The 19,090-nt window shown below is 61.6% G+C and carries 24 protein-coding genes and 1 pseudogene; 15 read left to right on the top strand and 10 right to left on the bottom strand.

Translation table 11 applies throughout. The features are described 5' to 3' along the window. Together AC1D0I_RS30790 and AC1D0I_RS30785 are read right to left on the bottom strand one after the other, a co-directional pair. Positions 1–235 (bottom strand): hypothetical protein (locus AC1D0I_RS30790; RefSeq protein ID WP_477399828.1); only part of this gene is annotated, 235 nt, incomplete at its 3' end. Positions 236–557: 322 nt separating this feature from the next. Next, on the bottom strand, positions 558–824 hold the full coding sequence (locus tag AC1D0I_RS30785; protein ID WP_477399826.1) for an aldo/keto reductase: 267 nt from the start codon (positions 822–824) through the stop codon (positions 558–560). Positions 825–884: 60 nt separating this feature from the next. Here AC1D0I_RS30785 and AC1D0I_RS30780 point away from each other — a divergent pair, with 60 nt between their 5' ends. Beyond that, positions 885–1,895, top strand: coding sequence for an AraC family transcriptional regulator (locus AC1D0I_RS30780; protein WP_477226515.1), 1,011 nt, complete (start codon positions 885–887; stop codon positions 1,893–1,895). A gap of 657 nt (positions 1,896–2,552) precedes the next feature. On the opposite strand, the gene AC1D0I_RS30775 is transcribed toward AC1D0I_RS30780, so the two are convergent. The 5 genes from AC1D0I_RS30775 to groES form a co-directional block, all read right to left on the bottom strand. Next, positions 2,553–2,801: a DUF982 domain-containing protein gene (locus AC1D0I_RS30775; protein ID WP_477226516.1), complete on the bottom strand. Its 249-nt coding sequence runs from the start codon at positions 2,799–2,801 to the stop codon at positions 2,553–2,555. A 25-nt stretch (positions 2,802–2,826) separates the two neighbouring features. Beyond that, on the bottom strand, positions 2,827–3,147 hold the full coding sequence (locus tag AC1D0I_RS30770; RefSeq protein ID WP_477226517.1) for a DUF982 domain-containing protein: 321 nt from the start codon (positions 3,145–3,147) through the stop codon (positions 2,827–2,829). 84 nt (positions 3,148–3,231) lie between these two features. Further along, on the bottom strand, positions 3,232–3,462 hold the full coding sequence (locus tag AC1D0I_RS30765; protein WP_477226518.1) for a hypothetical protein: 231 nt from the start codon (positions 3,460–3,462) through the stop codon (positions 3,232–3,234). A 58-nt stretch (positions 3,463–3,520) separates the two neighbouring features. Next, a complete protein-coding gene (gene groL / locus AC1D0I_RS30760) occupies positions 3,521–5,149 on the bottom strand; it encodes a chaperonin GroEL (protein WP_477226519.1) in 1,629 nt (542 codons plus the stop codon). A 59-nt stretch (positions 5,150–5,208) separates the two neighbouring features. Continuing rightward, positions 5,209–5,523 carry a co-chaperone GroES gene (gene groES, locus AC1D0I_RS30755; RefSeq protein ID WP_477226520.1) on the bottom strand — a complete coding sequence of 105 codons (315 nt, stop codon included), beginning with the start codon at positions 5,521–5,523 and terminating at the stop codon, positions 5,209–5,211. Positions 5,524–5,849: 326 nt separating this feature from the next. On the opposite strand from groES, the gene AC1D0I_RS30750 reads away from it, so the two are divergent. From AC1D0I_RS30750 to AC1D0I_RS30740, 3 genes are all read left to right on the top strand, one after another. Beyond that, positions 5,850–6,197, top strand: coding sequence for a hypothetical protein (locus AC1D0I_RS30750; RefSeq protein ID WP_477399824.1), 348 nt, complete (start codon positions 5,850–5,852; stop codon positions 6,195–6,197). 22 nt (positions 6,198–6,219) lie between these two features. Further along, positions 6,220–6,483, top strand: coding sequence for an usg protein (locus tag AC1D0I_RS30745; RefSeq protein ID WP_477399822.1), 264 nt, complete (start codon positions 6,220–6,222; stop codon positions 6,481–6,483). Positions 6,484–6,717: 234 nt separating this feature from the next. Then, a complete protein-coding gene (locus AC1D0I_RS30740) occupies positions 6,718–7,032 on the top strand; it encodes a DUF982 domain-containing protein (protein ID WP_477399820.1) in 315 nt (104 codons plus the stop codon). A gap of 29 nt (positions 7,033–7,061) precedes the next feature. Here the strand turns inward: AC1D0I_RS30740 and AC1D0I_RS30735 are convergent, their stop codons facing one another. Further along, positions 7,062–7,184 (bottom strand): hypothetical protein, encoded by a 123-nt coding sequence (locus tag AC1D0I_RS30735; RefSeq protein ID WP_477226524.1) that lies wholly within the window; start codon positions 7,182–7,184, stop codon positions 7,062–7,064. 213 nt (positions 7,185–7,397) lie between these two features. Here AC1D0I_RS30735 and AC1D0I_RS30730 point away from each other — a divergent pair, with 213 nt between their 5' ends. The 3 genes from AC1D0I_RS30730 to AC1D0I_RS30720 all read left to right on the top strand — a co-directional run bounded on the left by AC1D0I_RS30730 (position 7,398) and on the right by AC1D0I_RS30720 (position 8,906). Beyond that, entirely contained in the window at positions 7,398–7,865 is a 468-nt protein-coding gene (locus AC1D0I_RS30730) for an Hsp20 family protein (RefSeq protein ID WP_477227071.1), read from the top strand. Positions 7,866–7,952: 87 nt separating this feature from the next. Continuing rightward, positions 7,953–8,462, top strand: a complete 510-nt coding sequence (locus AC1D0I_RS30725; protein ID WP_477226525.1) for an Hsp20/alpha crystallin family protein — start codon at positions 7,953–7,955, stop codon at positions 8,460–8,462. 144 nt (positions 8,463–8,606) lie between these two features. Continuing rightward, entirely contained in the window at positions 8,607–8,906 is a 300-nt protein-coding gene (locus AC1D0I_RS30720) for a DUF982 domain-containing protein (protein ID WP_192259614.1), read from the top strand. Between the two features lie 221 nt (positions 8,907–9,127). Here the strand turns inward: AC1D0I_RS30720 and AC1D0I_RS30715 are convergent, their stop codons facing one another. Further along, complete coding sequence (locus AC1D0I_RS30715) at positions 9,128–9,772, bottom strand: GntR family transcriptional regulator (RefSeq protein WP_477399830.1); 645 nt, start codon at positions 9,770–9,772, stop codon at positions 9,128–9,130. 323 nt (positions 9,773–10,095) lie between these two features. Here AC1D0I_RS30715 and AC1D0I_RS30710 point away from each other — a divergent pair, with 323 nt between their 5' ends. The 8 genes from AC1D0I_RS30710 to atzF are packed head-to-tail and all read left to right on the top strand — an operon-like array spanning position 10,096 to position 18,359. Beyond that, entirely contained in the window at positions 10,096–11,223 is a 1,128-nt protein-coding gene (locus AC1D0I_RS30710) for a BMP family ABC transporter substrate-binding protein (RefSeq protein ID WP_477308036.1), read from the top strand. Positions 11,224–11,242: 19 nt separating this feature from the next. Next, positions 11,243–12,367 carry an ABC transporter permease gene (locus AC1D0I_RS30705; RefSeq protein WP_477226528.1) on the top strand — a complete coding sequence of 375 codons (1,125 nt, stop codon included), beginning with the start codon at positions 11,243–11,245 and terminating at the stop codon, positions 12,365–12,367. Beyond that, positions 12,367–13,293, top strand: coding sequence for an ABC transporter permease (locus AC1D0I_RS30700; RefSeq protein ID WP_477226529.1), 927 nt, complete (start codon positions 12,367–12,369; stop codon positions 13,291–13,293). Before AC1D0I_RS30705 ends, AC1D0I_RS30700 begins: the two co-directional genes overlap by 1 nt. Before the next feature lie 14 nt (positions 13,294–13,307). Beyond that, positions 13,308–14,009 carry a biuret amidohydrolase gene (gene biuH, locus AC1D0I_RS30695; protein ID WP_477343106.1) on the top strand — a complete coding sequence of 234 codons (702 nt, stop codon included), beginning with the start codon at positions 13,308–13,310 and terminating at the stop codon, positions 14,007–14,009. A gap of 10 nt (positions 14,010–14,019) precedes the next feature. Further along, complete coding sequence (locus tag AC1D0I_RS30690) at positions 14,020–15,549, top strand: ABC transporter ATP-binding protein (RefSeq protein ID WP_477399818.1); 1,530 nt, start codon at positions 14,020–14,022, stop codon at positions 15,547–15,549. After that, the gene (locus AC1D0I_RS30685) at positions 15,549–16,217 is read left to right on the top strand and encodes a cysteine hydrolase family protein (protein ID WP_352561467.1); all 669 of its coding nucleotides are present in this window, start codon (positions 15,549–15,551) and stop codon (positions 16,215–16,217) included. The genes AC1D0I_RS30690 and AC1D0I_RS30685 overlap by 1 nt, the downstream gene beginning before the upstream one ends. Continuing rightward, entirely contained in the window at positions 16,210–16,560 is a 351-nt protein-coding gene (locus AC1D0I_RS30680; RefSeq protein WP_477399816.1) for a cupin domain-containing protein, read from the top strand. Before AC1D0I_RS30685 ends, AC1D0I_RS30680 begins: the two co-directional genes overlap by 8 nt. Further along, complete coding sequence (gene atzF, locus AC1D0I_RS30675; protein WP_477399814.1) at positions 16,557–18,359, top strand: allophanate hydrolase; 1,803 nt, start codon at positions 16,557–16,559, stop codon at positions 18,357–18,359. Before AC1D0I_RS30680 ends, atzF begins: the two co-directional genes overlap by 4 nt. A gap of 396 nt (positions 18,360–18,755) precedes the next feature. Here the strand turns inward: atzF and AC1D0I_RS30670 are convergent. After that, a pseudogene (locus AC1D0I_RS30670) lies at positions 18,756–19,090 on the bottom strand (hypothetical protein); the annotation flags it as partial.

Below are 19,090 nucleotides of genomic sequence, written 5' to 3'. Positions count from 1 at the left end.
GTATGAAAGGACCCGTAGCGCCGATCTCGCCTAGCCAATCCTCGTAGCCAGTGTTCATTTTGGACACCAGTTCATCGGGATCATGTATCCCGGACTGGAATAGGCTCTTGAGGCGCCGGCCGAAGTGTTCCCATGCCGGATGGCCTTCTGGAATTCCTGCCTCTGTGCAATAGTCGTTGAGAACCTTTGTCAGCATTGCAAGTTGCACCGAATCGAGATGATCGTCGAATGACATCGCTTTATCCCTCGTGGGGGCGAAAGCGTGATCGACTCTTCCAAGCGCCAGGCGCCCGTTCAAATTGGCCAGCGACGTCCTTCAGTAAGCTTTAGTCACGGATTAGCGAGTCAAATCGGGCGTGGAGCGGAGTTTGGGATATATCTATCAGCCGACGGAACGTTTGTAGCTCTGGTCCCCGCATAGGGATCATAAAGGGCCTTGCCCCTCTCGGCCCTAGTTTGAGTCCGCTGTCGGCAGCGGACCCGACGCATCTAAACGCAAATGCCAACTTTAGCCGGATTCGCGCCACGGTACACGTGGACAATCTCCGAAGCCCGGTCTACGCGCTCCCGTCAGTCTCGCTGTCGTCATCGATCATCCGGACCGGCAGATAGTCGCCGATGATCCTCTCGGAGTGTCCGCCAGTGTAGATGTTCGCTGTGTCGACGAAGTTGCCGCCGTGATCGAGATACGCGGACAGCATCGCATGCGAGTCCTCCTCGCTCGCACCCCAACCGAAGTCTTCGCCGAATGTCATGGTGCCAAGACACAGCGGGCTTACACGCAAGCCTGAGCGGCCAAGCGTGATGAAATGGTCCAGAGGCATGTGGGACTCCTTTTGATCGCGAGCGCCGTGTCTTGGTATGTCACCATTTCTGAATGATGAATGCTTGATCGTGCGATGTTTATGCGAGATGGTACAACTATGCGCACAGACCCGCTCTCTGACGTCCTCGATCTCGCCGATGCTCGCTGCGTTCTCACCGGCACGCTTGTTGCTGGGGGTGACTGGGCGCGAAAGTTCATGCGCTCGGACGCGGTAAAGTTTCTCGCCGTCGTGAGAGGAACGTGCTGGCTGTCGACCGAAGCCGACTCAGCAGCCTCGGCGTTATTCGAGGCGGGTGACGTCGTAATCACGAATAGAGCGCCAGCAGTCATCCTGGCCAGTGCTGTGGAGTGGCTGCCGAACGCATCCTCCACACCGCTTGAGCGAGATACAGAAGGTAACCTGCGCGTCGGGGAAGGCTCCGAATTCACGATGATCGGAGGGTTACTGGAGGTCGACGAGCAGCGCTGCGGCTTTTTGCGAGAAAGTCTCCCTCCCGTGGTTCACGTCAATGGTCAGAGAGGAGAAGCTGCGAAGCTGCGCTGGCTCCTTACCGAGTTGGCCGAGGAGACGCAGCGCAAGCGCGCCGGTTCCACAACAGCGATCACCCATTTGGCAAAGTTGCTGTTCGTCGAAGCTCTTCGGCTTCACATCGAATCGACCAAGTCGGATCGATCTGGTTGGCTTACCGCGCTTGACGACAGACGCATCTCGATCGCGCTACGAGGAATCCACGCTAAACCATCACATGCGTGGAATCTGGAGGGACTGGCGAAGATGTCGGGAATGTCGCGCACATCGTTCGCGGTACGCTTTCGTGATGTCGTTGGTGTCCCGCCTCTGACCTATGTACTCAACTGGCGGATGCGCTTGGCCGAACGGGAATTGAGCGAGACGGACCATTCCGTCGCCGATATTGCCTGTTCTCTCGGATATGGGTCCGAAAGTGCCTTCAGCAATGCATTCAGTCGCTCAACCGGAGTCTCACCAGGCCGATACCGGAAGGAGGCGATGCAGACCTATTCCGAGCGTCGCCGCAAGGTGGACCGCAGCGTAATCGAAGCCGAATAGGAGCCGCTGCCCTCAGCAATCAATTGGTCGCCTTCGGAGCCGCCCGAACGCGATGACGATTCAGCCCAAAGATTAGGGAAATCGGACGTCCCTTGTTCACCGGTTGGAGTAGGACCAACACCGCCTTGGCGCGTCACGAAGCGTCTTTGACCGAAATAGAGAAGCGCAGCGGCGCAAGCGACAATGGTCGTGACTGATCTCAGCCACTGTGGCATTCCTTCCGCGTACTCTTTCCAAGCCACGCCCATCGCGTCCTCGAATGGTTTGGGTCTGACCGAAGATCGCCTTCGCTACACTCAGTCTCGATCGTCTTCCCGCAACGACGTCGCTGCGTTTTCTTCCCCTGGTCGCTGCGCGTCCTCGGCCTTTTCTCGTTCAGGGAGATGACCGTCGGCGAAGCAATTCGGAGATTACCGGCCGAGTCGCGGTGTTCATCGACATGTCTCCTTGGAATGCACCTAGCGCCTTGATGGACAGAAAGTTCATTGCTTTTTGCTGCCGGAAGCTCTGAACACTCAGTTGCAACAATCAGCCTTGATGGCTGGGCACAGAACTTCGGCCGCCGGCTCATATCCGCTCCTTGCCGGTCCGACGAAGGCGTGCAATCGTTCAGATTGCGTCGTTTGCAAAGCAAGACTTGCCTCGGCGCTGAGTTCACTATGAGGCCTGGACCAAACCTGCATGACGGGCTGCTTTCAAAAATGCCCTTCTTGCTTTTTGAGGAGGCCGCCAACCGTCTAAAGAATCGCGACAAGCGCGGCAGGCTGCTCGATAGCTTGGACCTCTAGCCCCTATTGGCCATTGGCCGTGAAGGCACTCGAGCGCTTCCCAGGAACTGGCGACGATGCGCTCCCTTGCGGGCTTCACGTGCAGTCTCACTGGTTCGGGAAATCGAACATCCCTCATGGTTTTCTCCGTTCCGACAGATCGATTACATCGATTTGTCGTAGTGGCCTCCTGAAGCGAATCCGAAGGTGCCAACTGCCTTGGCCGCAACGATGTCTCCTGCGGCCGGCACAAGCAAATCCATGCGACGGGCGAAGGCAACAAAAGTGCTGCGAGCGGTTTCGGCATCCACCTCGCCGGCGAGGGCTGCCCTGCAAGCATTGAGAGCGATGCCATGAGCAGCGTTCCGCTTCGATGGCGGCCATTCATCCAGCAGGACGAAGGCGTCTTTTACGCTTTGAATGTCGGTCGGAAACCCAAGACCCACGAACACCCTCACGGGATGCTGAAATTGATTGTGTTCCATGTTTTCCTCCGTTTCACATGGTTAGCTCATTCGATCGGAAGCCTTTCCCACGGCGCGTGCGCGATAGGTTGCGTGCGTCGCGCCTTAGCCTGCCGAACTCCCGTTTCCAGGAGAGCCTTTGCCGTCGGTAAGATTGCGCGCGGCCAGAAACATCACCGTGTATGCTGCTTTGCGCCGATCCCAACCCGCGGCCTCCGCTCTGTCGAGCAACTCGACCAGTATCGGGTCAAGCGCAACCTTCAGGTCCGCTTCGTAGTTCAGATCGGTGGCCGCACGCGACGGCGGGGGGATTACGTTCAAGTTCATCACGTTCATGGCTCTACCCATTTGTCGCTGTGTCCGCGCCCGCCGGGCGCGGACACAGCCGTTACCATCAGAAGTCCATGCCACCAGCCGGCATTGCCGGAACGGCGGATTCCTTCTTCGGCTTCTCGGCAACCATCGCTTCCGTCGTTACCAGCAGGCCGGCAACCGATGCCGCATCCTGGAGCGCGGTGCGCACCACCTTTACCGGATCGATGACGCCCTCGTTGTAGAGGTCGCCGAACGCGTTGGTCTGGGCGTTCCAGCCCCAGCCGAATTCCGGCTTCTCGCGTAGCTTGCCGACGATGATCGAGCCTTCCGCGCCGGCGTTCTCGGCGATCTGGCGCACAGGCGCTTCGATCGCGCGGCGCACGATCTCGATACCGTGCTTCTGGTCTTCATTTTCGGCCTGCACGCTGTCCAGTGCCTTGGCCGCACGCAGAAGCGCCACGCCGCCACCTGGCAACACGCCTTCCTCGACCGCAGCGCGCGTCGCATGCATGGCATCGTCGACACGGTCCTTGCGCTCCTTGACTTCGACCTCGGTCGAGCCGCCGACGCGGATGACGGCGACACCGCCTGCGAGCTTGGCCAGCCGCTCCTGCAGCTTTTCCCTGTCGTAGTCGGAGGTAGTCTCCTCGATCTGCGCCTTGATCTGACTGACGCGGCCCTGAATCTCGCTCTTCGAGCCGGCGCCATCGACGATGGTGGTGTTCTCCTTCTCGATCACCACTTTCTTGGCGCGGCCCAGCATGTTGAGCGTGACATTCTCTAGCTTGATGCCGAGATCTTCCGAGATCGCGGTGCCGCCGGTGAGGATGGCAATATCCTCCAGCATTGCCTTGCGGCGGTCGCCGAAGCCCGGCGCCTTGACGGCGGCGACTTTGAGGCCACCGCGCAGCTTGTTGACGACCAGCGTCGCCAACGCTTCGCCCTCGACATCCTCAGCGATGATCAGCAGCGGTTTGGACGACTGCACGACAGCTTCCAGCACCGGAAGCAGCGCCTGCAGATTGGACAGCTTCTTCTCGTGGATCAGCACATAGGGCTCTTCGAGCTCGACGCGCATCTTATCCTGGTTGGTGATGAAGTAGGGGCTGAGGTAGCCGCGGTCGAACTGCATGCCCTCGACGACTTCCAGCTCGGTCTCGGCGGTCTTGGCTTCCTCGACGGTGATGACGCCCTCATTGCCGACCTTCTGCATCGCTTCCGCAAGGAAGCGGCCGATCTCGGCGTCGCCATTGGCCGAGATGGTGCCAACCTGGGCGATCTCGTCATTTTTGGTCACCTTGCGGGCGTTGGTCTTCAACTCCTGGACAATCGCATCGACGGCCTTGTCGATGCCGCGCTTCAGGTCCATCGGGTTCATCCCCGAGGCTACTGCCTTCGCGCCTTCCTTGACGATCGCCTGTGCAAGCACGGTCGCGGTCGTGGTGCCGTCGCCGGCAAGGTCGCTGGTCTTCGAGGCGACCTCGCGCACCATCTGCGCGCCCATGTTCTCGAACTTGTCCTCGAGCTCGATTTCCTTGGCGACGGTGACGCCGTCCTTGGTGATGCGCGGCGCTCCGAACGACTTGTCGATGACCACGTTGCGGCCCTTGGGGCCGAGCGTGACCTTCACCGCGTCGGCGAGGATGTTGACACCGCGCAGCATGCGCTCGCGGGCGTCGGAATGGAATTTCACTTCCTTGGCAGCCATTGGATCATTCCTTCAGTAGGCAGCTTCATTGACTGGATTGCGATTGGACCAGAGTTCGATCAGGCGGCTTTCTTGACCGTCGCGGTCTGCTCGATCACGCCCATCACGTCGCTTTCCTTCAGGATGAGCAGATCTTCGCCGCTGAGCTTGATCTCCGTGCCGGACCACTTGCCGAACAGGATGCGGTCGCCGATCTTGACGTCGAGCGGCGTGAGTTTGCCACTCTCGTCGCGGGCGCCTGGGCCGACGGCAATCACCTCGCCCTCCTGCGGCTTCTCCTTGGCGGTGTCGGGGATGATGATGCCGCCAGCCGTCTTCTCCTCGGCTTCGATGCGGCGGACCAGGATACGGTCATGCAATGGACGGAACGTCATATCGTTCTCCTTCAGGACAAACAGATTTTTTAGGTTCCTCCACACCGAACCGGCAATATCGGGCCGGTGTGGGGCGCCGCGACCCTTTCAGGCATCGCGCGTATATCGAGCTAGTTTTGGAATTTTCGGGTTTCAAGGGGTCGCTGGAAAAATTTTGGCACTCTGTATTCAAGAGTGCTAGGGACATGAATTCATGAAGCTATTTTCGCTAGGGGCGCGCGACTTTCGGGTCTTGAAATTCGATCCGAACTCCACGAAATTTTGTGCGATTGGAGTCCCAAGAAGACAACGATGCCAAGGAGATTGTTAGGAAACGGAGACTGTCGATGGAACGAACCTCGTCGAGAAACATCCCCTCGATCGCCCCTGAAACCTCTGATCCTTCGCTTGACCGCCTGCTGTTCCCGGCGCTGCACTTTAGTCACCCCGATGAGGTGGTGGGCGACCGCACGCTCGACATTCAGGAAAAGCGCGCCATTCTTGCCTCATGGGCATCGGATGCTTGCGCCGTCGAATCTATGCCTGCGCTGCGAAAGCCACCGGGTGCTGCGAGCCCGGTGACGTTTGACGCCATCATGGAGGCACTTCGCCGACTGGACGATAGTCGCGCCGAGGTAGGCTGTGACCTCGAGGAACGGCGGACCCGAGAACCCCCGCAAAGACTTGATGYCTGAACGCGCGCGATAGGAGAGACGCATGGTCAGCAGGGAATTCCGGCTGCAGATGGAGGGCTACGGTCTCACAACTGCGGAAATTCACTACCGCCTTCCCGATCATCCGAGCCTTTTGCAGCTTTGGCAGGAATACGACCTGGCACCGGAATTCCCGACCCTCAAGGGGTTTCTGGATTACTGGGAGCGCGAACTCGAAGGCGCGCTGCATTCCGTGCGAGTCGCCCATCACCGCCTTATCCGGCCTTCCGAATGGCAGGCCGTAGACGGCATCTTCACAATTCAATAGCCGGGTCCGCTCCCCTTGAACTGGAAACTGGCGTTTCCAATCTTTTTATGTGTCCAGCGCGGCTTGCCGGATGTCGGGTTAGCAGGAGCCGAAGGATCGTATGGAAACGATGCTCTTTGAAAATCCGGTTTCCGCCGTTTTCCGTGGCGATCGCCAAGTAGCCGACATCGTTTGCCGGGAGCCGCGCACGGGGAGGCAAGATTCAGTTGCCCCAAGGTTTGAAGGGAGGTCACTATGGAAAGCGCGACGTTCAAACAACCGGTTTTCGTAAGAGATGAGGGCCGTGTTGTCCAAAAGATCTGCTGTGTCATGGATGCGATAGAGTTTCTGGAAGAATGGCCGGTTGAAAGGCGCGGCCTCCTCCACGCTGCGGCGTCGGATGCATGCTACTCCGCGTACGATGGCCGGAAGTCTGTCGAGGCGGCGAACAGGGCCTTTACGACCTGGGCACGCAGGGTCGCCGTCATCGAGGATCTGCCCGCAGCGCCGCAGTGGATGACAGGGCCGAAGATCAGCAAAATAGACCATCTTTTAGATAGTCAGGGCTAGTACTGCTGCGGCAATCTACCGCCGCAGCATCAAAGCGGATATGCCAGGTCGCCTTCGTCGTCGGGCTCGATCAGGTCAATTAGCGCTGCCACCCGTGTCCCCGGCAATGGTCGTCCCTGGCTCCTCAGCGCCTCATGGCGTGTCATAGTCATCCTTTTCCTCCGTTCGAAATACCTGCGAAGTAGATGGGCATTCGCTGGCCATCCGAAGGCGGTAGCGAAACTGCTTTAGCGGTTGCTCTTGACACGGCCGAAATCGATTCCCAACTCATCTTTGTTGGTCGCCGCGCAAGGGGCCGATGTGTCAGGGAGCGCCAGGCTTCTTGGCGTTCCCTCGTACTATGTTGCTCCAAGGAGGATGTAGCTATGAGAACGAACCTGGACTTTTCCCCCTTCTATCGGTCGAGCATCGGCTTTGACCGCATCTTCAACTTGCTCGAAAATGCCAGCCCCCCGCAGAACGCGGATAACTGGCCGCCTTACGATATCGCCAAGCTCGGCGAAGACACATACCGCATTGTCCTCGCGGTCGCCGGTTTCGGTGAAGACGAGCTTGCGATCACGCACGAGCCAAATATGCTCATGATCGAGGGCGCCAAGACAGAGAACGACGGGGTTCAGTACCTCCATCATGGCCTGGCGCTGAGGTCGTTCGCGCGCCGCTTCGAACTCGCCGATCATGTGACCATTGTCGGGGCAAAGCTCGAAAACGGTCTGCTGATCATCGACCTCAAGAAGGAAATTCCCGAGGAGATGAAGCCGCGCCGCATCGCGATTAATGTCGATACCGGCAAGAATGCGGCCTCCAAGGGCATTGAAAGCGCGGCGGCCTGATCTTTGGCGGTCGGCCTGCAGCAGACATCCCGTCCTGTCGTGGATGGGGTCCGGGTGCGACCCATAAAACGGAAAGGAGAAGGACAAATGAGCGTACGTGACTTGATTCCCTGGAGCCGTGGCGGCAGCCAGGCACCGAGCATTTATCGCAGTGACGACATGGATCCGTTCCTGTCGTTGCACCGTAATGTCAACCGGCTATTCGACGAGGTGTTCCGCGGTTTTGACACGCCTTCGATTCTTGGCCGCGTGCCTCCTCTCAATGGCACTTGGCCAAGCGTGGAGTTCTCGGAAACCGATAAGGAAATCCGGGTGACGGCCGAAATCCCGGGCCTCGATGAAAACGACGTCGAGGTCATGCTGGATGATGGTGTTCTGACGCTTCGCGGCGAGAAGAAAGCAGAGAGCGAGGACAAGGACCGTCAGTTCAGCGAACGCTATTATGGGCGTTTTGAGCGGCGCTTCAGTCTCGGCCGTGAGGTTGAAGACGACAAGGTGGCGGCCACGTTCAAGAACGGTGTGCTCACGGTGACGCTGCCGAAGACCAAAAAGGCGCAGGCAAACGCCAAACGCATTGCAATCAAGGGCAGCAAATGAGGTTCGCGAAGGAAAGGCCGGGGCTCGTCGAGCCCCTGGCCTCCGCAGATAGCGAGGATGGTCAAATGGCGTCCGACAGCCTCAAACGAAAGAGCCGCGTCATGTGATGCTGAATCAACCCTTGCAATCCCAGGGAGGTAACAAATGACCAGTCTGGCTTTCCTTGCCCCCGTGCAGGTTAAGACCAGTGACGTGATACACGACATCAACTCGGTGCGGGAGGCGCTGGTATTCTTGAATCAATGGCCAAGGGCCCGTCGGGGACCGGTATACAGCTGCGCAGTGAGAAGCTGCAACGCCGCGATTGCTGGTCAGATGACAACCGATCAGGCGCGGCAGGCATTTGTCGGCTTTGCCAGGATAGCTGGGGTGCTGGCCAAATCCGATTTTGCGCCACTGGCCGGGGCTGATCAAAAGCTGTCCGTTTCTGGGCGCAGTCCCTGATTTTCAGTTCAGGGTTTCTCCCCGCGACTAAAATAATAGTTATCCGCCAATAGGTTACGGGGCGGTTAGCCAAGGTCGACAAGAAGCTGGTTCAGCCATCCGCCAATAGGGTCACCTTATACCGAATGGCTGCTCTGCGCTTCATCTCGGCCGTTGGCGCGAAACTTTGCGCCGCCTGGAAGCAGACATCGTCTGCGGGCATTCGGGCTGTCCGGAAATTTTCAGGCTACGTCCCGCCGAATTGGCTTGCGATCATCAGTCGCGAACACCGCGCTCGCCTCGCTGACGATAGAGACATGGTCCCTGGCGGCCTTGCCCGCAGCCACGCTGTCTCCGCGCATGATTGCGGTGACAATTAGGTCGTGTTCCTGCCAGGATTTGGCCAGCCGTCCGGGCAGCATGAACTGCGCGCGGCGGAAGGGTGCCAACCGGCTGCGGGTCATCACAGTGAGATCGTGGATATGCGTATTGTGGGCGCCACGATAAAGCCGGGTGTGGAACTCGGTGTTGAAATACTCGTAGTCCACCTCGGCGCCCAGCTGAACCATCCGCGCTGAAGCCTGGTGCTCGATCTCGAGCCCGCGGCGCTCGCTGCTGGTCATGCGCTCGGCCGAGAAGCGCGCGCAGATCGCCTCGAGTTCGGCCATGCTCTCGAACATCGAGGCGAGATGCTCCTGCGTCACGACGGCGACAATAGCGCCCCTGTTGGGTCGCCTCTCGACCAGGCCCATGGCGCTGAGCTGGCCAAGCGCCTCCCTGACCGGAGTGCGTGATACGTCGAAGCGGGCGGCGAGCGAGGCCTCGTCCAGCTTTTCGCCGGGGCGCAGGTAGCCGGTGACGATCCGGTCGCCGATCGCCCGCACCATCTGATCAACAGTCGTGCCCGACCTGATCAAGCTGCGCTTCCCCGACAAGTTTCCTCCGTCCCGTCTTCTCGTGGAGTCGGCCGACCCGTTGGTCCTTCGACTCGATATGCCCTCTATGCCTCTATTTTAATCTGCCTGTCAAACTGGCTATTTTCAAGGCAAAAAGTGCATGCAATTGCCTCTGCTGTGAGCACGAGCCTTCGATACCATAACTGATTTTATTGGATAAATTTCAATTCGAAAACTGGCACGGTGATTGCATGCACTTTCTGGACGGCATGTTAACCGACCCGGAAAAAGGGTCCCAAAGGGGAGCATTCACTATGACCGACAGATTCATGCTTAACCGCCGCCAACTGCTCAAGACCTCCGCCGCGGGAGCCGCGCTCGGCCTGGCCTCGGCATCCTTACCGATCAGCCGTGCCTTCGCCGCCGCCGCCACAGTCGGCTTCATCTATGTCGGCCCGAAGGATGACTACGGCTACAACCAGGCGCATGCCGAGGGGGCGGCGTCGCTGAAGGGCATCGAAGGCATCTCCGTCGTCGAGGAGGAAAACGTTCCCGAGACGGTCGACGTCCAGAAGACGATGGAATCGATGATCAATCTCGATGGCGCCTCGCTGATCTTCCCGACCTCCTTCGGCTATTTCGATCCGCACATGCTGGCCATGTGCGCGAAATTCCCCGACGTGCAGTTCCGCCATTGCGGCGGCATGTGGAACAAGGACAAGCATCCGATGAATGCCGGTTCCTATTTCGGCTATATCGGCATGGGCCAGTATCTCAACGGCGTCGTCGCCGGTCACACCTCGAAGAGCAAAAAGCTCGGCTTCGTCGCCGCCAAGCCGATCCCGCAGGTGCTACTCAATATCAACTCCTTCCTGCTCGGCGCGCGCTCGGTCGACCCGACGATCACCTGCCAGGTGATCTTCACCGGCGAGTGGTCGCTGGCGGTCAAGGAGGCGGAAGCCACCAACGCCCTGGTCGACCAGGGCGCCGACGTCATCACCTGCCATGTCGACAGCCCGAAAGTGGTGGTCGAGACGGCCGCCGGCCGCGGCGCCTTCGTCTGCGGCTATCACGCCAACCAGAGCCCGCTGGCGCCGGAAAAATACCTCACCGGCGCCGAGTGGAACTGGGCCAAGGTCTACAAGATGTTCGTCGACGACCTCATCGCCGGCACGCCGCTTCCCAATTTCACCCGCGGCGGACTGGCCGACGGCTTCGTCAAGATGAGCCCGCTCGGTCCCGCCGTCGGCGAGCCGGCCCGCAAGCAATTCGACGCCACCCTGGCCGAAATGATGAAGGGCGGGTTCTCCGTCATCAAGGGCCCGCTGAAGAGCAACAAGGGCGCCGTCGTGGCGACGGAAGGCCAGGCCTTCGCCGAGACCGCCATCGAGCTCGAAAGCATGGACTATCTCGTCGAGGGCGTCGTCGGCTCGACCGCCTGAACCGGACGGAGGCGGCAACATGACAGACACGGTGGCAGGTGCCGGCACGCCGGCTACGTTCGGTGCCAGGGGTTATCCGGCGGCGCTCGAATGGATCGCCAGGCGGGCGGAAGCTTTTGTCATTCCGCTCGCGGCGCTGGTCGTCGGCATGGTCCTGTTCAGCCTGTTCATTGCGCTGGTCGGCAAGTCGCCGGTCCAGCTCTATGAAACCATGTGGCGCGGCGGCTTCGGCTCGTGGTTCTCGATCCAGAACTCGCTGTCGCGGGGGGCGCCCCTGCTGCTCGCGGCGCTCTGCGTGGCGCTGCCGGCGCGGCTCGGCCTCGTCGTCATCGGCGGCGAGGGCGCCATCGTTCTCGGCGGCGTCGCCGCGGCTGCCATCGGCGTGGCGCTGGGCGGCGCGCCATCATCAATCGTCATTCTTGCCATGGGCGTGGCGGGCATGGCCGCCGGCGGCATCTGGATAGGTGCCGTCGGCGCGCTCCGCCACTACCGGGCCGTCAACGAAACCATCTCCAGCCTGCTGATGGCCTACATCGCCATCGCCCTGATGAACCAGCTGGTGGAAGGGCCGCTGCGCGACCCGGCCTCGCTCAATAAGCCCTCGACCCAGCCTCTCGCTGACATCTACCGCATCGGCAACATTCCGGGCATGGAGGTGCATTGGGGGCTTGCCGTCGGCGTCGTCGCCTGCGTGCTCTCCTGGGTGCTGATCGAAAAGACCCGCTGGGGCTTCGCCGCCCGTATCGCCGGCGGTAATGTCAGGGCAGCGCAGGTGCAGGGGCTGGCCGTCGGACCGCTCATCGTCGGCTTTACCGCGCTTGCCGGCGGCTTTGCCGGTCTTGCCGGCATGCTGGAAGTCGCGGCCGTGCAAGGCAGCGCCAACGGCTCGCTCGCCGCTGGCTATGGCTACACCGGCATCCTCGTCGCCTTCCTTGCTCGCCACAACCCGCTGGCCATCATCCCGGTCGCCATACTGCTTGGCGGCATCGACGCGTCCGGCGGGCTGATCCAGCGCCGCATGGACCTGCCCGACGCCACCGTGCTGGTGCTGCAAGGCATGCTGTTCATCGTCATCCTGTTCAGCGAAACCTTGTACGGCCGCTTCAAGGCCTTCAATCCCGATTTGTGGCAGAGGGCTGCCTGATGGACGCAACCGAGATCGGCCTCTGGGGCGTGCCGCTCGCCATCCTCGGCGGCGCCATCCGCGTGTCGACGCCCTTTATCTTCGTTTCGCTCGGCGAGGCCATCACCGAGCGTTCCGGCCGCATCAATCTTGGCCTAGAAGGCACGCTCGTCTTCGGCGCCATGACCGCATATGCGGTCGCGGTGATGACCGGCTCGCCGTGGCTCGGCCTGCTGGCCGCCGCGGCCGCTGGCCTTTGCTTCGGCCTGTTCCATGGCTGGATCTGCAAATTCGCGAAGGTCAACGACATCGCCATCGGCATCGCGCTGATGCTGTTCGGCTCGGGGCTCGCCTTCTTCTTCGGCAAGCCGTTCATCAAGCCGAAGGCGCCCAACCTTCCGGCCATTCCGTTCGGCGCCTGGTCCGACATTCCGCAGGTGCAGGCGGCGCTCGACGTCAACGTCCTGTTCCTGATCGGGGCGGCACTTTCGCTCGTCCTGTGGTGGGCCTTCCGCAACACTCGCGCCGGCCTCATCGTGCGCGTCGTCGGCGACAGTTCCGACGCCGCGCGCGCCATGGGCCTCAACCCGAACACGGTGCGCCTCGTCGCCACCGGTGTCGGCGGTGCGCTGGCCGGTATCGGCGGCGCCTATCTGTCGCTCTACTATCCCGGCAGCTGGACCGAGCGCATCTCGTCTGGCCAGGGACTGATGGCGGTGGCACTGGTCATTTTCGCGCGCTGGAATCCGCTCGGCTGCTTTGCCGCCGCCCTTCTGTTCGGCGGCGCCGGAGCGCTCGGACCGGCGCTGCAGTCGGTCGGCGTCACGCAAGGCTACTACCTGTTCTACGCCGCCCCCTACATCCTCACCTTGATCATCATGATCGCCACCTCGTCGCCGACCCGTTCGCTTGCCGGCGCTCCGGGTGAATTGTCGATCACCAAATAACTGGAGTTTTTGCCATGAACGCCAGAGCCGAAATCACCCAGCGCTATATCGACGCCGACCCCTATCCATGGCCCTACAATGGCGAACTTCGCCCCGACAACACGGCGTTGATCATCATCGACATGCAGACCGATTTCTGCGGACCGGGCGGCTATGTCGACCATATGGGCTACGACCTCTCGCTGGTGCGCGCGCCGATAGAGCCGATCAAGTCGGTGCTGTCGGCCATGCGCGCGAAAGGCTATACCATCATCCACACCCGCGAGGGCCACCGGCCCGACCTCGCCGACCTGCCCGCCAACAAGCGCTGGCGTTCGCGCCGCATCAATGCCGGCATTGGCGACCCCGGCCCCTGCGGGCGCATCCTGGTGCGCGGCGAGCCGGGTTGGGACATCATTCCCGACCTTTACCCGATCGAGGGCGAGCCGATCATCGACAAGCCGGGCAAGGGCTCGTTCTGCGCCACCGACCTGGAACTGATCCTCAACCAGCGCGGCATCGAAAACATCGTGCTTACCGGCATCACCACCGATGTCTGCGTCCACACCACCATGCGCGAGGCCAACGACCGCGGCTTCGAATGCGTGATGCTGGAGGATTGCTGCGGGGCGACCGACTACGGCAATCATCTCGCCGCGATCAAGATGATCAAGATGCAGGGCGGCGTCTTTGGCGCGGTGTCGAACGCGGTGTCCTTCGTTGCCCAACTGCCGTGAGGAAACCAGGATGAGCGCGATCACCGGCAAGGCCGTCGGCGTCGAGACCATCGGCATGACCATGCGCTTCGGCGCCTTCACGGCGCTGGGCGACGTCTCGATCAAGGTGCCGGCGGGCTCTTTCCACGCACTGCTCGGCGAAAACGGCGCCGGCAAGTCGACGCTGGTCAAATGCATGATGGGTTTCTATCACCCGACCGCCGGCGACATTCTGGTCGACGGCCGCGAGGTTGCGATCGCCAGCCCCAGGGACGCATCGGCGCTCGGCCTCGGCATGGTCTACCAGCATTTTACGCTTGTCCCGTCGCTGACCGGCGCCGAAAACCTGGTCATTTCGCGTGAGAAGGTTCCCGGCGTGATCGATTGGCGCAAGGAGCGCGGCGACCTTGCCGTGTTCATGGATCGCATGCCGTTCAAGCTGCCGCTCGACGTCAAGGTGGCCGAACTGGCGGCCGGCGAGAAGCAGAAGCTGGAGATCATCAAGCAGCTTTATCTTGGCCGCTCCTTCCTGGTGCTGGACGAGCCGACCTCCGTGCTCACCCCCGGCGAGGCGCAGGAAGTGCTGGGCCTTGTGCGCGACATGACAAAAGCCGGCGACCTGACCGTGCTGATGATCTCGCACAAATTCCACGAGGTGACGGCGTTCGCCGACGACGTCAGCGTGCTGCGCAAGGGTCGGCTGACCGGCACCGGCCGCGTCGTCGACCTCGACCGCAAAGCCATGGCGACGATGATGATCGGCGATCAGCCGATCGCCGCGCTCGACAGCCGCGCCGAGCCGAAGCCGGACGCCGAGATCGTGCTCAAGGTCAAGGCGCTGAAGGCGCCTGACCGCACCGGGCTGAAGTCGATCCGGATCGAGGATCTCGGCGTGCGCTCCGGCGAGATCGTCGGCATCGCCGGCATTTCCGGCAACGGCCAGAAGGAATTCCTCGAAGTGCTGGCCGGCCAGCGCCCCCGCGATGCCGGCGAAGTCATGGTGCGCGGTACCGCCTATGCGGCGACGCGCGCCGAGGCGCGTGCGCTTAACGTCCGCCTCATCCCGGAAGAGCCGCTGAAAAACGCCTGCGCGCCGAAGATGACGGTGGCCGAGAACATTTCTTTCCGCACCTTCGACATCGACAGCAACGGCAAGCCGGTAAGCTGGATCAGCGCCGGCGCCATCAAGGCATTCAGCGCCGGGCTGGTCGAGCAGTTCAAGGTCAAGACCGCCTCGCTTGCCTCGCCAATCGCTTCGCTGTCGGGCGGCAATGTGCAGCGTGCCGTGCTCGCGAGGGAACTGACCGGCGAAGTCGACCTTCTGATCGTCTCCAACCCATGCTTCGGCCTCGACTTCTCGGCCGTGGCCGAAATCCGCGCCCGCATCATGAAGGCGCGCAATGCGGGTGCCGCCGTGCTCCTGATGTCGGAAGACCTCGACGAACTGCTCGAACTGTCCGACCGCATCTTCGTCATGTCGGACGGCGCGCTGGTCTACGAGACGCCGATTGCGCAGGCCAGCGTGCAGACCATCGGCGAACACATGGCGGGACATCACTGATGGCGGAAATCGATGCGCTGCCGTTTTCCTTCACCTTCAAGCCGCAGACCATGGCGCTGGTGGTCATCGACATGCAGCGAGACTTCGCCGAGCCCGGCGGCTTCGGCGCCAGTCTCGGCAACGACGTCGGTCGCGTGACCGCGATCGTGCCGACAGTGAAGCGGCTGATCGAAGGCTTTCGCGCTGCCGGCCTGCCGGTGATCCACACCATGGAGTGCCATAGGCCCGACCTTTCGGACCTGCCGCCGGCCAAGCGCGACCGCGGCAATCCGTCGATCCGCATCGGCGATATGGGCCCGATGGGACGTCTACTGATCGCGGGCGAACCCGGCACCGCGATCCTCGACGAGCTTGCGCCCTTGCCCGGCGAGATCGTCATCGAGAAGCCCGGCAAGGGCGCCTTCTATGCGACCAGCCTCGGCAACGACCTCAAGTGGATCGGCGCCCGCCAACTGGTCTTTGCCGGCGTGACGACCGAAGTTTGCGTGCAGACGACGATGCGCGAGGCCAACGACCGTGGCTATGAATGCCTGGTCGCCGAAGATGCGACGGAAAGCTACTTTCCCGAATTCAAGGCAGCGGCCTTGGCCATGATCAGGGCGCAAGGCGCGATCGTCGGCTGGACGGCAACGACCGACCAGGTGCTGGAGGGAATCGCGAATGCCTAATCTCGCGTTTGCCGGCCTGCTTGACGGCGGCTGGCGCGATCTGGCGTTCGAGCATTTCCGCGACGGTATCGGGGTGTACTGGCTGCTGAAGGGCGGACCGGTCGAACCCTCGGTCGCGATCCTCAAATACCGGCCCGGCGCCGGCGTGCCGCGCCACCGCCATGCCGGGCTGGAAACCATCGTCGTGCTGGAAGGCATCCAGAGCGACGAGAACGGTGACTATCCTGCCGGCAGCGTGATCCTCAATCCGGTCGGGACCGAGCATTCGGTGTGGACGAAGGACGGCTGCGTCGTGCTGATCCAGTGGGACCTGCCGGTGATCATTCTGGGGGAGACGAAATGAGTGATGTCCACTTCGACATAGCGAGCCTGCACGCGGCCTATCGGGACGGCGTCAGCGTTGGCGATGTGATCGCGACGATCCATGCCCGCATCGAGACAGCTGATGATCCGGGCATCTTCATCCATCTCGCCGCGAGGGCGGATCTGCTTGCGGCGGCCGAAGCGCTCGGCTCGTTCGACCCGCTGGGAAAACCGCTCTGGGGCATCCCCTTCGCCGTCAAGGACAACATCGACGTCGCCGGCATGCCGACGACCGCGGCCTGCGCCGAATACACCTACTGGCCCGACAGTGACGCCACCGTAGTGGCGCGGCTGAGGGCAGCCGGCGCGCTGGTCGTCGGCAAGACCAATCTCGACCAGTTTGCCACCGGCCTTGTCGGCGTCCGCACGCCCTGGCCGATCCCGCGCAACGCCATCGACGCGGAGCTGGTGCCGGGTGGCTCCTCCTCGGGGTCGGCGGTGGCGACGGCGCGCGGCATCGTTTCCTTCGCGCTCGGCACCGACACCGCCGGCTCCGGCCGCATCCCGGCCGGCCTCAACAACATCGTCGGGCTGAAGCCGACCGTCGGTGCGCTGTCGACGGCCGGGGTGGTGCCGGCCTGCCGAACGCTCGATTGCGTCTCGGTGTTCGCGCTGACCGTCGACGACGCCTATCGGGTGTTCTCGGTCGCAGCCGCGCGCGATGCGGCCGATCCCTATTCGCGCGACATCGCCGTGCAGCCGCTCACCGCCCGCCCGCCGGTGCTGAGCGTCGGCGTACCGGCGAAGGCCGACCTGAAATTCTTCGGCGATGCTGCGATGCAGGCCGGCTTCGAGGCCTCGCTCGCCATGCTGTCGCGGCTCGGCTGCCGGCTGGTCGAGATTCCCTTCGGCGATTTCTACGCCACCGCCAACCTGCTCTACGAGGGCGCCTGGGTAGCCGAACGCTATGCCGCAATCCGCGATTTCATGGAAGCCAACGAAGCCGCCTTGCATCCGGTGACGCGCAAAATCATCGGCGGCGCCAGAGGTCTGTCGGCGGTGGACGCCTTTCGCGGCCTCTATGCCTTGCAGGCCTACAAGGCAAAGCTCGCCCCGGTCATCGCCTCGGTCGACCTGCTCTGTGTGCCGACCGCGCCGACGCACTACACCACTGCCGCCGTGCTCGCCGATCCGGTCGAGACCAACAGCCGGCTCGGCACCTACACCAATTTCGTCAATCTGCTCGACATGTGCGGTATCGCCGTGCCGACAGGCAAGCGCGACGATGGGCTGCCGATGAGCGTGACATTGCTTGCGGCCGCCGGACTGGACGGCCTTGTGGCGTCCGTCGCGCGCGATCTCCATGCCGCGAACGGGCTCACCCTCGGCGCGACTGGCTGGCGGCAGCCGAGCGCGCAGCCTGTCGGCGCATCGACCGAAGACGGCACGATCGAATTGGTGGTGGTCGGCGCTCACCTCTCGGGAATGCCGCTCAATGGCCAGCTTAGGGAGGCTGGTGCCCGGTTCTGCCGGGCGATGAGGACGGCCTCTTCATACAAGCTTTATGAGCTCGCGGGCCAAGCCACGCCCAAGCCGGGACTGGTCCGTGTCGGCAACGGCGGCACTGCGATCGAGGTGGAGATCTGGCGGCTCCCTGTCGACGCTTTCGGCCACTTTGTGGCCGCCATCCCGCCGCCGCTGGGCATTGGCAGTATAGAGCTTGATGACGGCAGCACCGCCAAAGGCTTTCTGGTGGAATCCGTGGGCTTGCTAGGCGCTTCTGACATCTCGTCATTCGGTGGCTGGCGCCGCTTTTTGTCAGATCGCGTTCCCGTTTGAACTTCATCAACGCACTTTGCGAAGGTAAGAGGGGCTAGGCCCGACCGAGGTAGGTTGAACTTCTGATTATCTTCGTTGCGAAGCCGGAAAGCTGGCAGTCCGCTTGCAGCCCAAAATCAGCTACGCTTGTCACGGGTTCATCGATCCTTTTGTCCGCGTGCATGGAAAAACTAGTCCTCCTCCTAGTCCTTAGGTTCGCCTGACCATACGAGTGAATACGAAGGAAATGGGTTGGCGAACCATCCGCTAACATATTGATTTTGTGTAGAAAATGTTGACCCTCCGGGCCCACCAAATTATTAAATATCAGTAGGTTACGCATAATTCTTCGAGTTTGAATAGAGCTTTATCGGGTAAGTCCGTGAGTTTTTAAGTAAATGATTTTGGGCGGGTTCGTCAATTGCTGAGGCTGACAACCACGATCACCGTATTGGAGATCAGATTGCCGATGACCGGCAAAAGGCCGGCGACGAATGTCAGCGCTATCATCGTCCTGATGAATGGCAGATCGATGCCGAAGGACGGCAGAACAGCGACGAGATAGATCGAAGTTAGAAACGTATTCAACGCCGAAATCCGGATTTGCGAGAACACGATGTTGCGAAAGGCCTTGCTCAGTAAGTTGACACGATCCGCCAGCGCGTCCGCCAATGGGCCGCGCTCGCCCGATGGCGCCGCCGAGCTTACCGCGATCAAGCCGCCGATCACCATGCCGACGATAATGTGGACAC

The organism is Mesorhizobium sp. P2_D1 (genome assembly GCF_056404455.1).
This window is presented reverse-complemented; position numbering and strand designations above follow the sequence as displayed.

Coding starts and splice junctions, on each gene's coding strand:
- AC1D0I_RS30710 (WP_477308036.1), top strand. CDS start 10,096: ATGACCGACAGATTCATGCTTAACCGCCGCCAACTGCTCAAGACCTCC.
- AC1D0I_RS30680 (WP_477399816.1), top strand. CDS start 16,210: ATGCCTAATCTCGCGTTTGCCGGCCTGCTTGACGGCGGCTGGCGCGAT.
- AC1D0I_RS30740 (WP_477399820.1), top strand. CDS start 6,718: ATGGAAAGCGCGACGTTCAAACAACCGGTTTTCGTAAGAGATGAGGGC.
- AC1D0I_RS30715 (WP_477399830.1), bottom strand. CDS start 9,772: ATGGTGCGGGCGATCGGCGACCGGATCGTCACCGGCTACCTGCGCCCC.
- AC1D0I_RS30765 (WP_477226518.1), bottom strand. CDS start 3,462: ATGAACGTGATGAACTTGAACGTAATCCCCCCGCCGTCGCGTGCGGCC.
- AC1D0I_RS30725 (WP_477226525.1), top strand. CDS start 7,953: ATGAGCGTACGTGACTTGATTCCCTGGAGCCGTGGCGGCAGCCAGGCA.
- groL (WP_477226519.1), bottom strand. CDS start 5,149: ATGGCTGCCAAGGAAGTGAAATTCCATTCCGACGCCCGCGAGCGCATG.
- AC1D0I_RS30770 (WP_477226517.1), bottom strand. CDS start 3,147: ATGGAACACAATCAATTTCAGCATCCCGTGAGGGTGTTCGTGGGTCTT.
- AC1D0I_RS30705 (WP_477226528.1), top strand. CDS start 11,243: ATGACAGACACGGTGGCAGGTGCCGGCACGCCGGCTACGTTCGGTGCC.
- AC1D0I_RS30690 (WP_477399818.1), top strand. CDS start 14,020: ATGAGCGCGATCACCGGCAAGGCCGTCGGCGTCGAGACCATCGGCATG.
- AC1D0I_RS30785 (WP_477399826.1), bottom strand. CDS start 824: ATGCCTCTGGACCATTTCATCACGCTTGGCCGCTCAGGCTTGCGTGTA.
- AC1D0I_RS30775 (WP_477226516.1), bottom strand. CDS start 2,801: ATGAGGGATGTTCGATTTCCCGAACCAGTGAGACTGCACGTGAAGCCC.
- groES (WP_477226520.1), bottom strand. CDS start 5,523: ATGACGTTCCGTCCATTGCATGACCGTATCCTGGTCCGCCGCATCGAA.
- AC1D0I_RS30700 (WP_477226529.1), top strand. CDS start 12,367: ATGGACGCAACCGAGATCGGCCTCTGGGGCGTGCCGCTCGCCATCCTC.
- atzF (WP_477399814.1), top strand. CDS start 16,557: ATGAGTGATGTCCACTTCGACATAGCGAGCCTGCACGCGGCCTATCGG.
- AC1D0I_RS30735 (WP_477226524.1), bottom strand. CDS start 7,184: ATGACTATGACACGCCATGAGGCGCTGAGGAGCCAGGGACGACCATTG.
- AC1D0I_RS30685 (WP_352561467.1), top strand. CDS start 15,549: ATGGCGGAAATCGATGCGCTGCCGTTTTCCTTCACCTTCAAGCCGCAG.
- AC1D0I_RS30745 (WP_477399822.1), top strand. CDS start 6,220: ATGGTCAGCAGGGAATTCCGGCTGCAGATGGAGGGCTACGGTCTCACA.
- AC1D0I_RS30730 (WP_477227071.1), top strand. CDS start 7,398: ATGAGAACGAACCTGGACTTTTCCCCCTTCTATCGGTCGAGCATCGGC.
- AC1D0I_RS30720 (WP_192259614.1), top strand. CDS start 8,607: ATGACCAGTCTGGCTTTCCTTGCCCCCGTGCAGGTTAAGACCAGTGAC.
- AC1D0I_RS30780 (WP_477226515.1), top strand. CDS start 885: ATGCTTGATCGTGCGATGTTTATGCGAGATGGTACAACTATGCGCACA.
- biuH (WP_477343106.1), top strand. CDS start 13,308: ATGAACGCCAGAGCCGAAATCACCCAGCGCTATATCGACGCCGACCCC.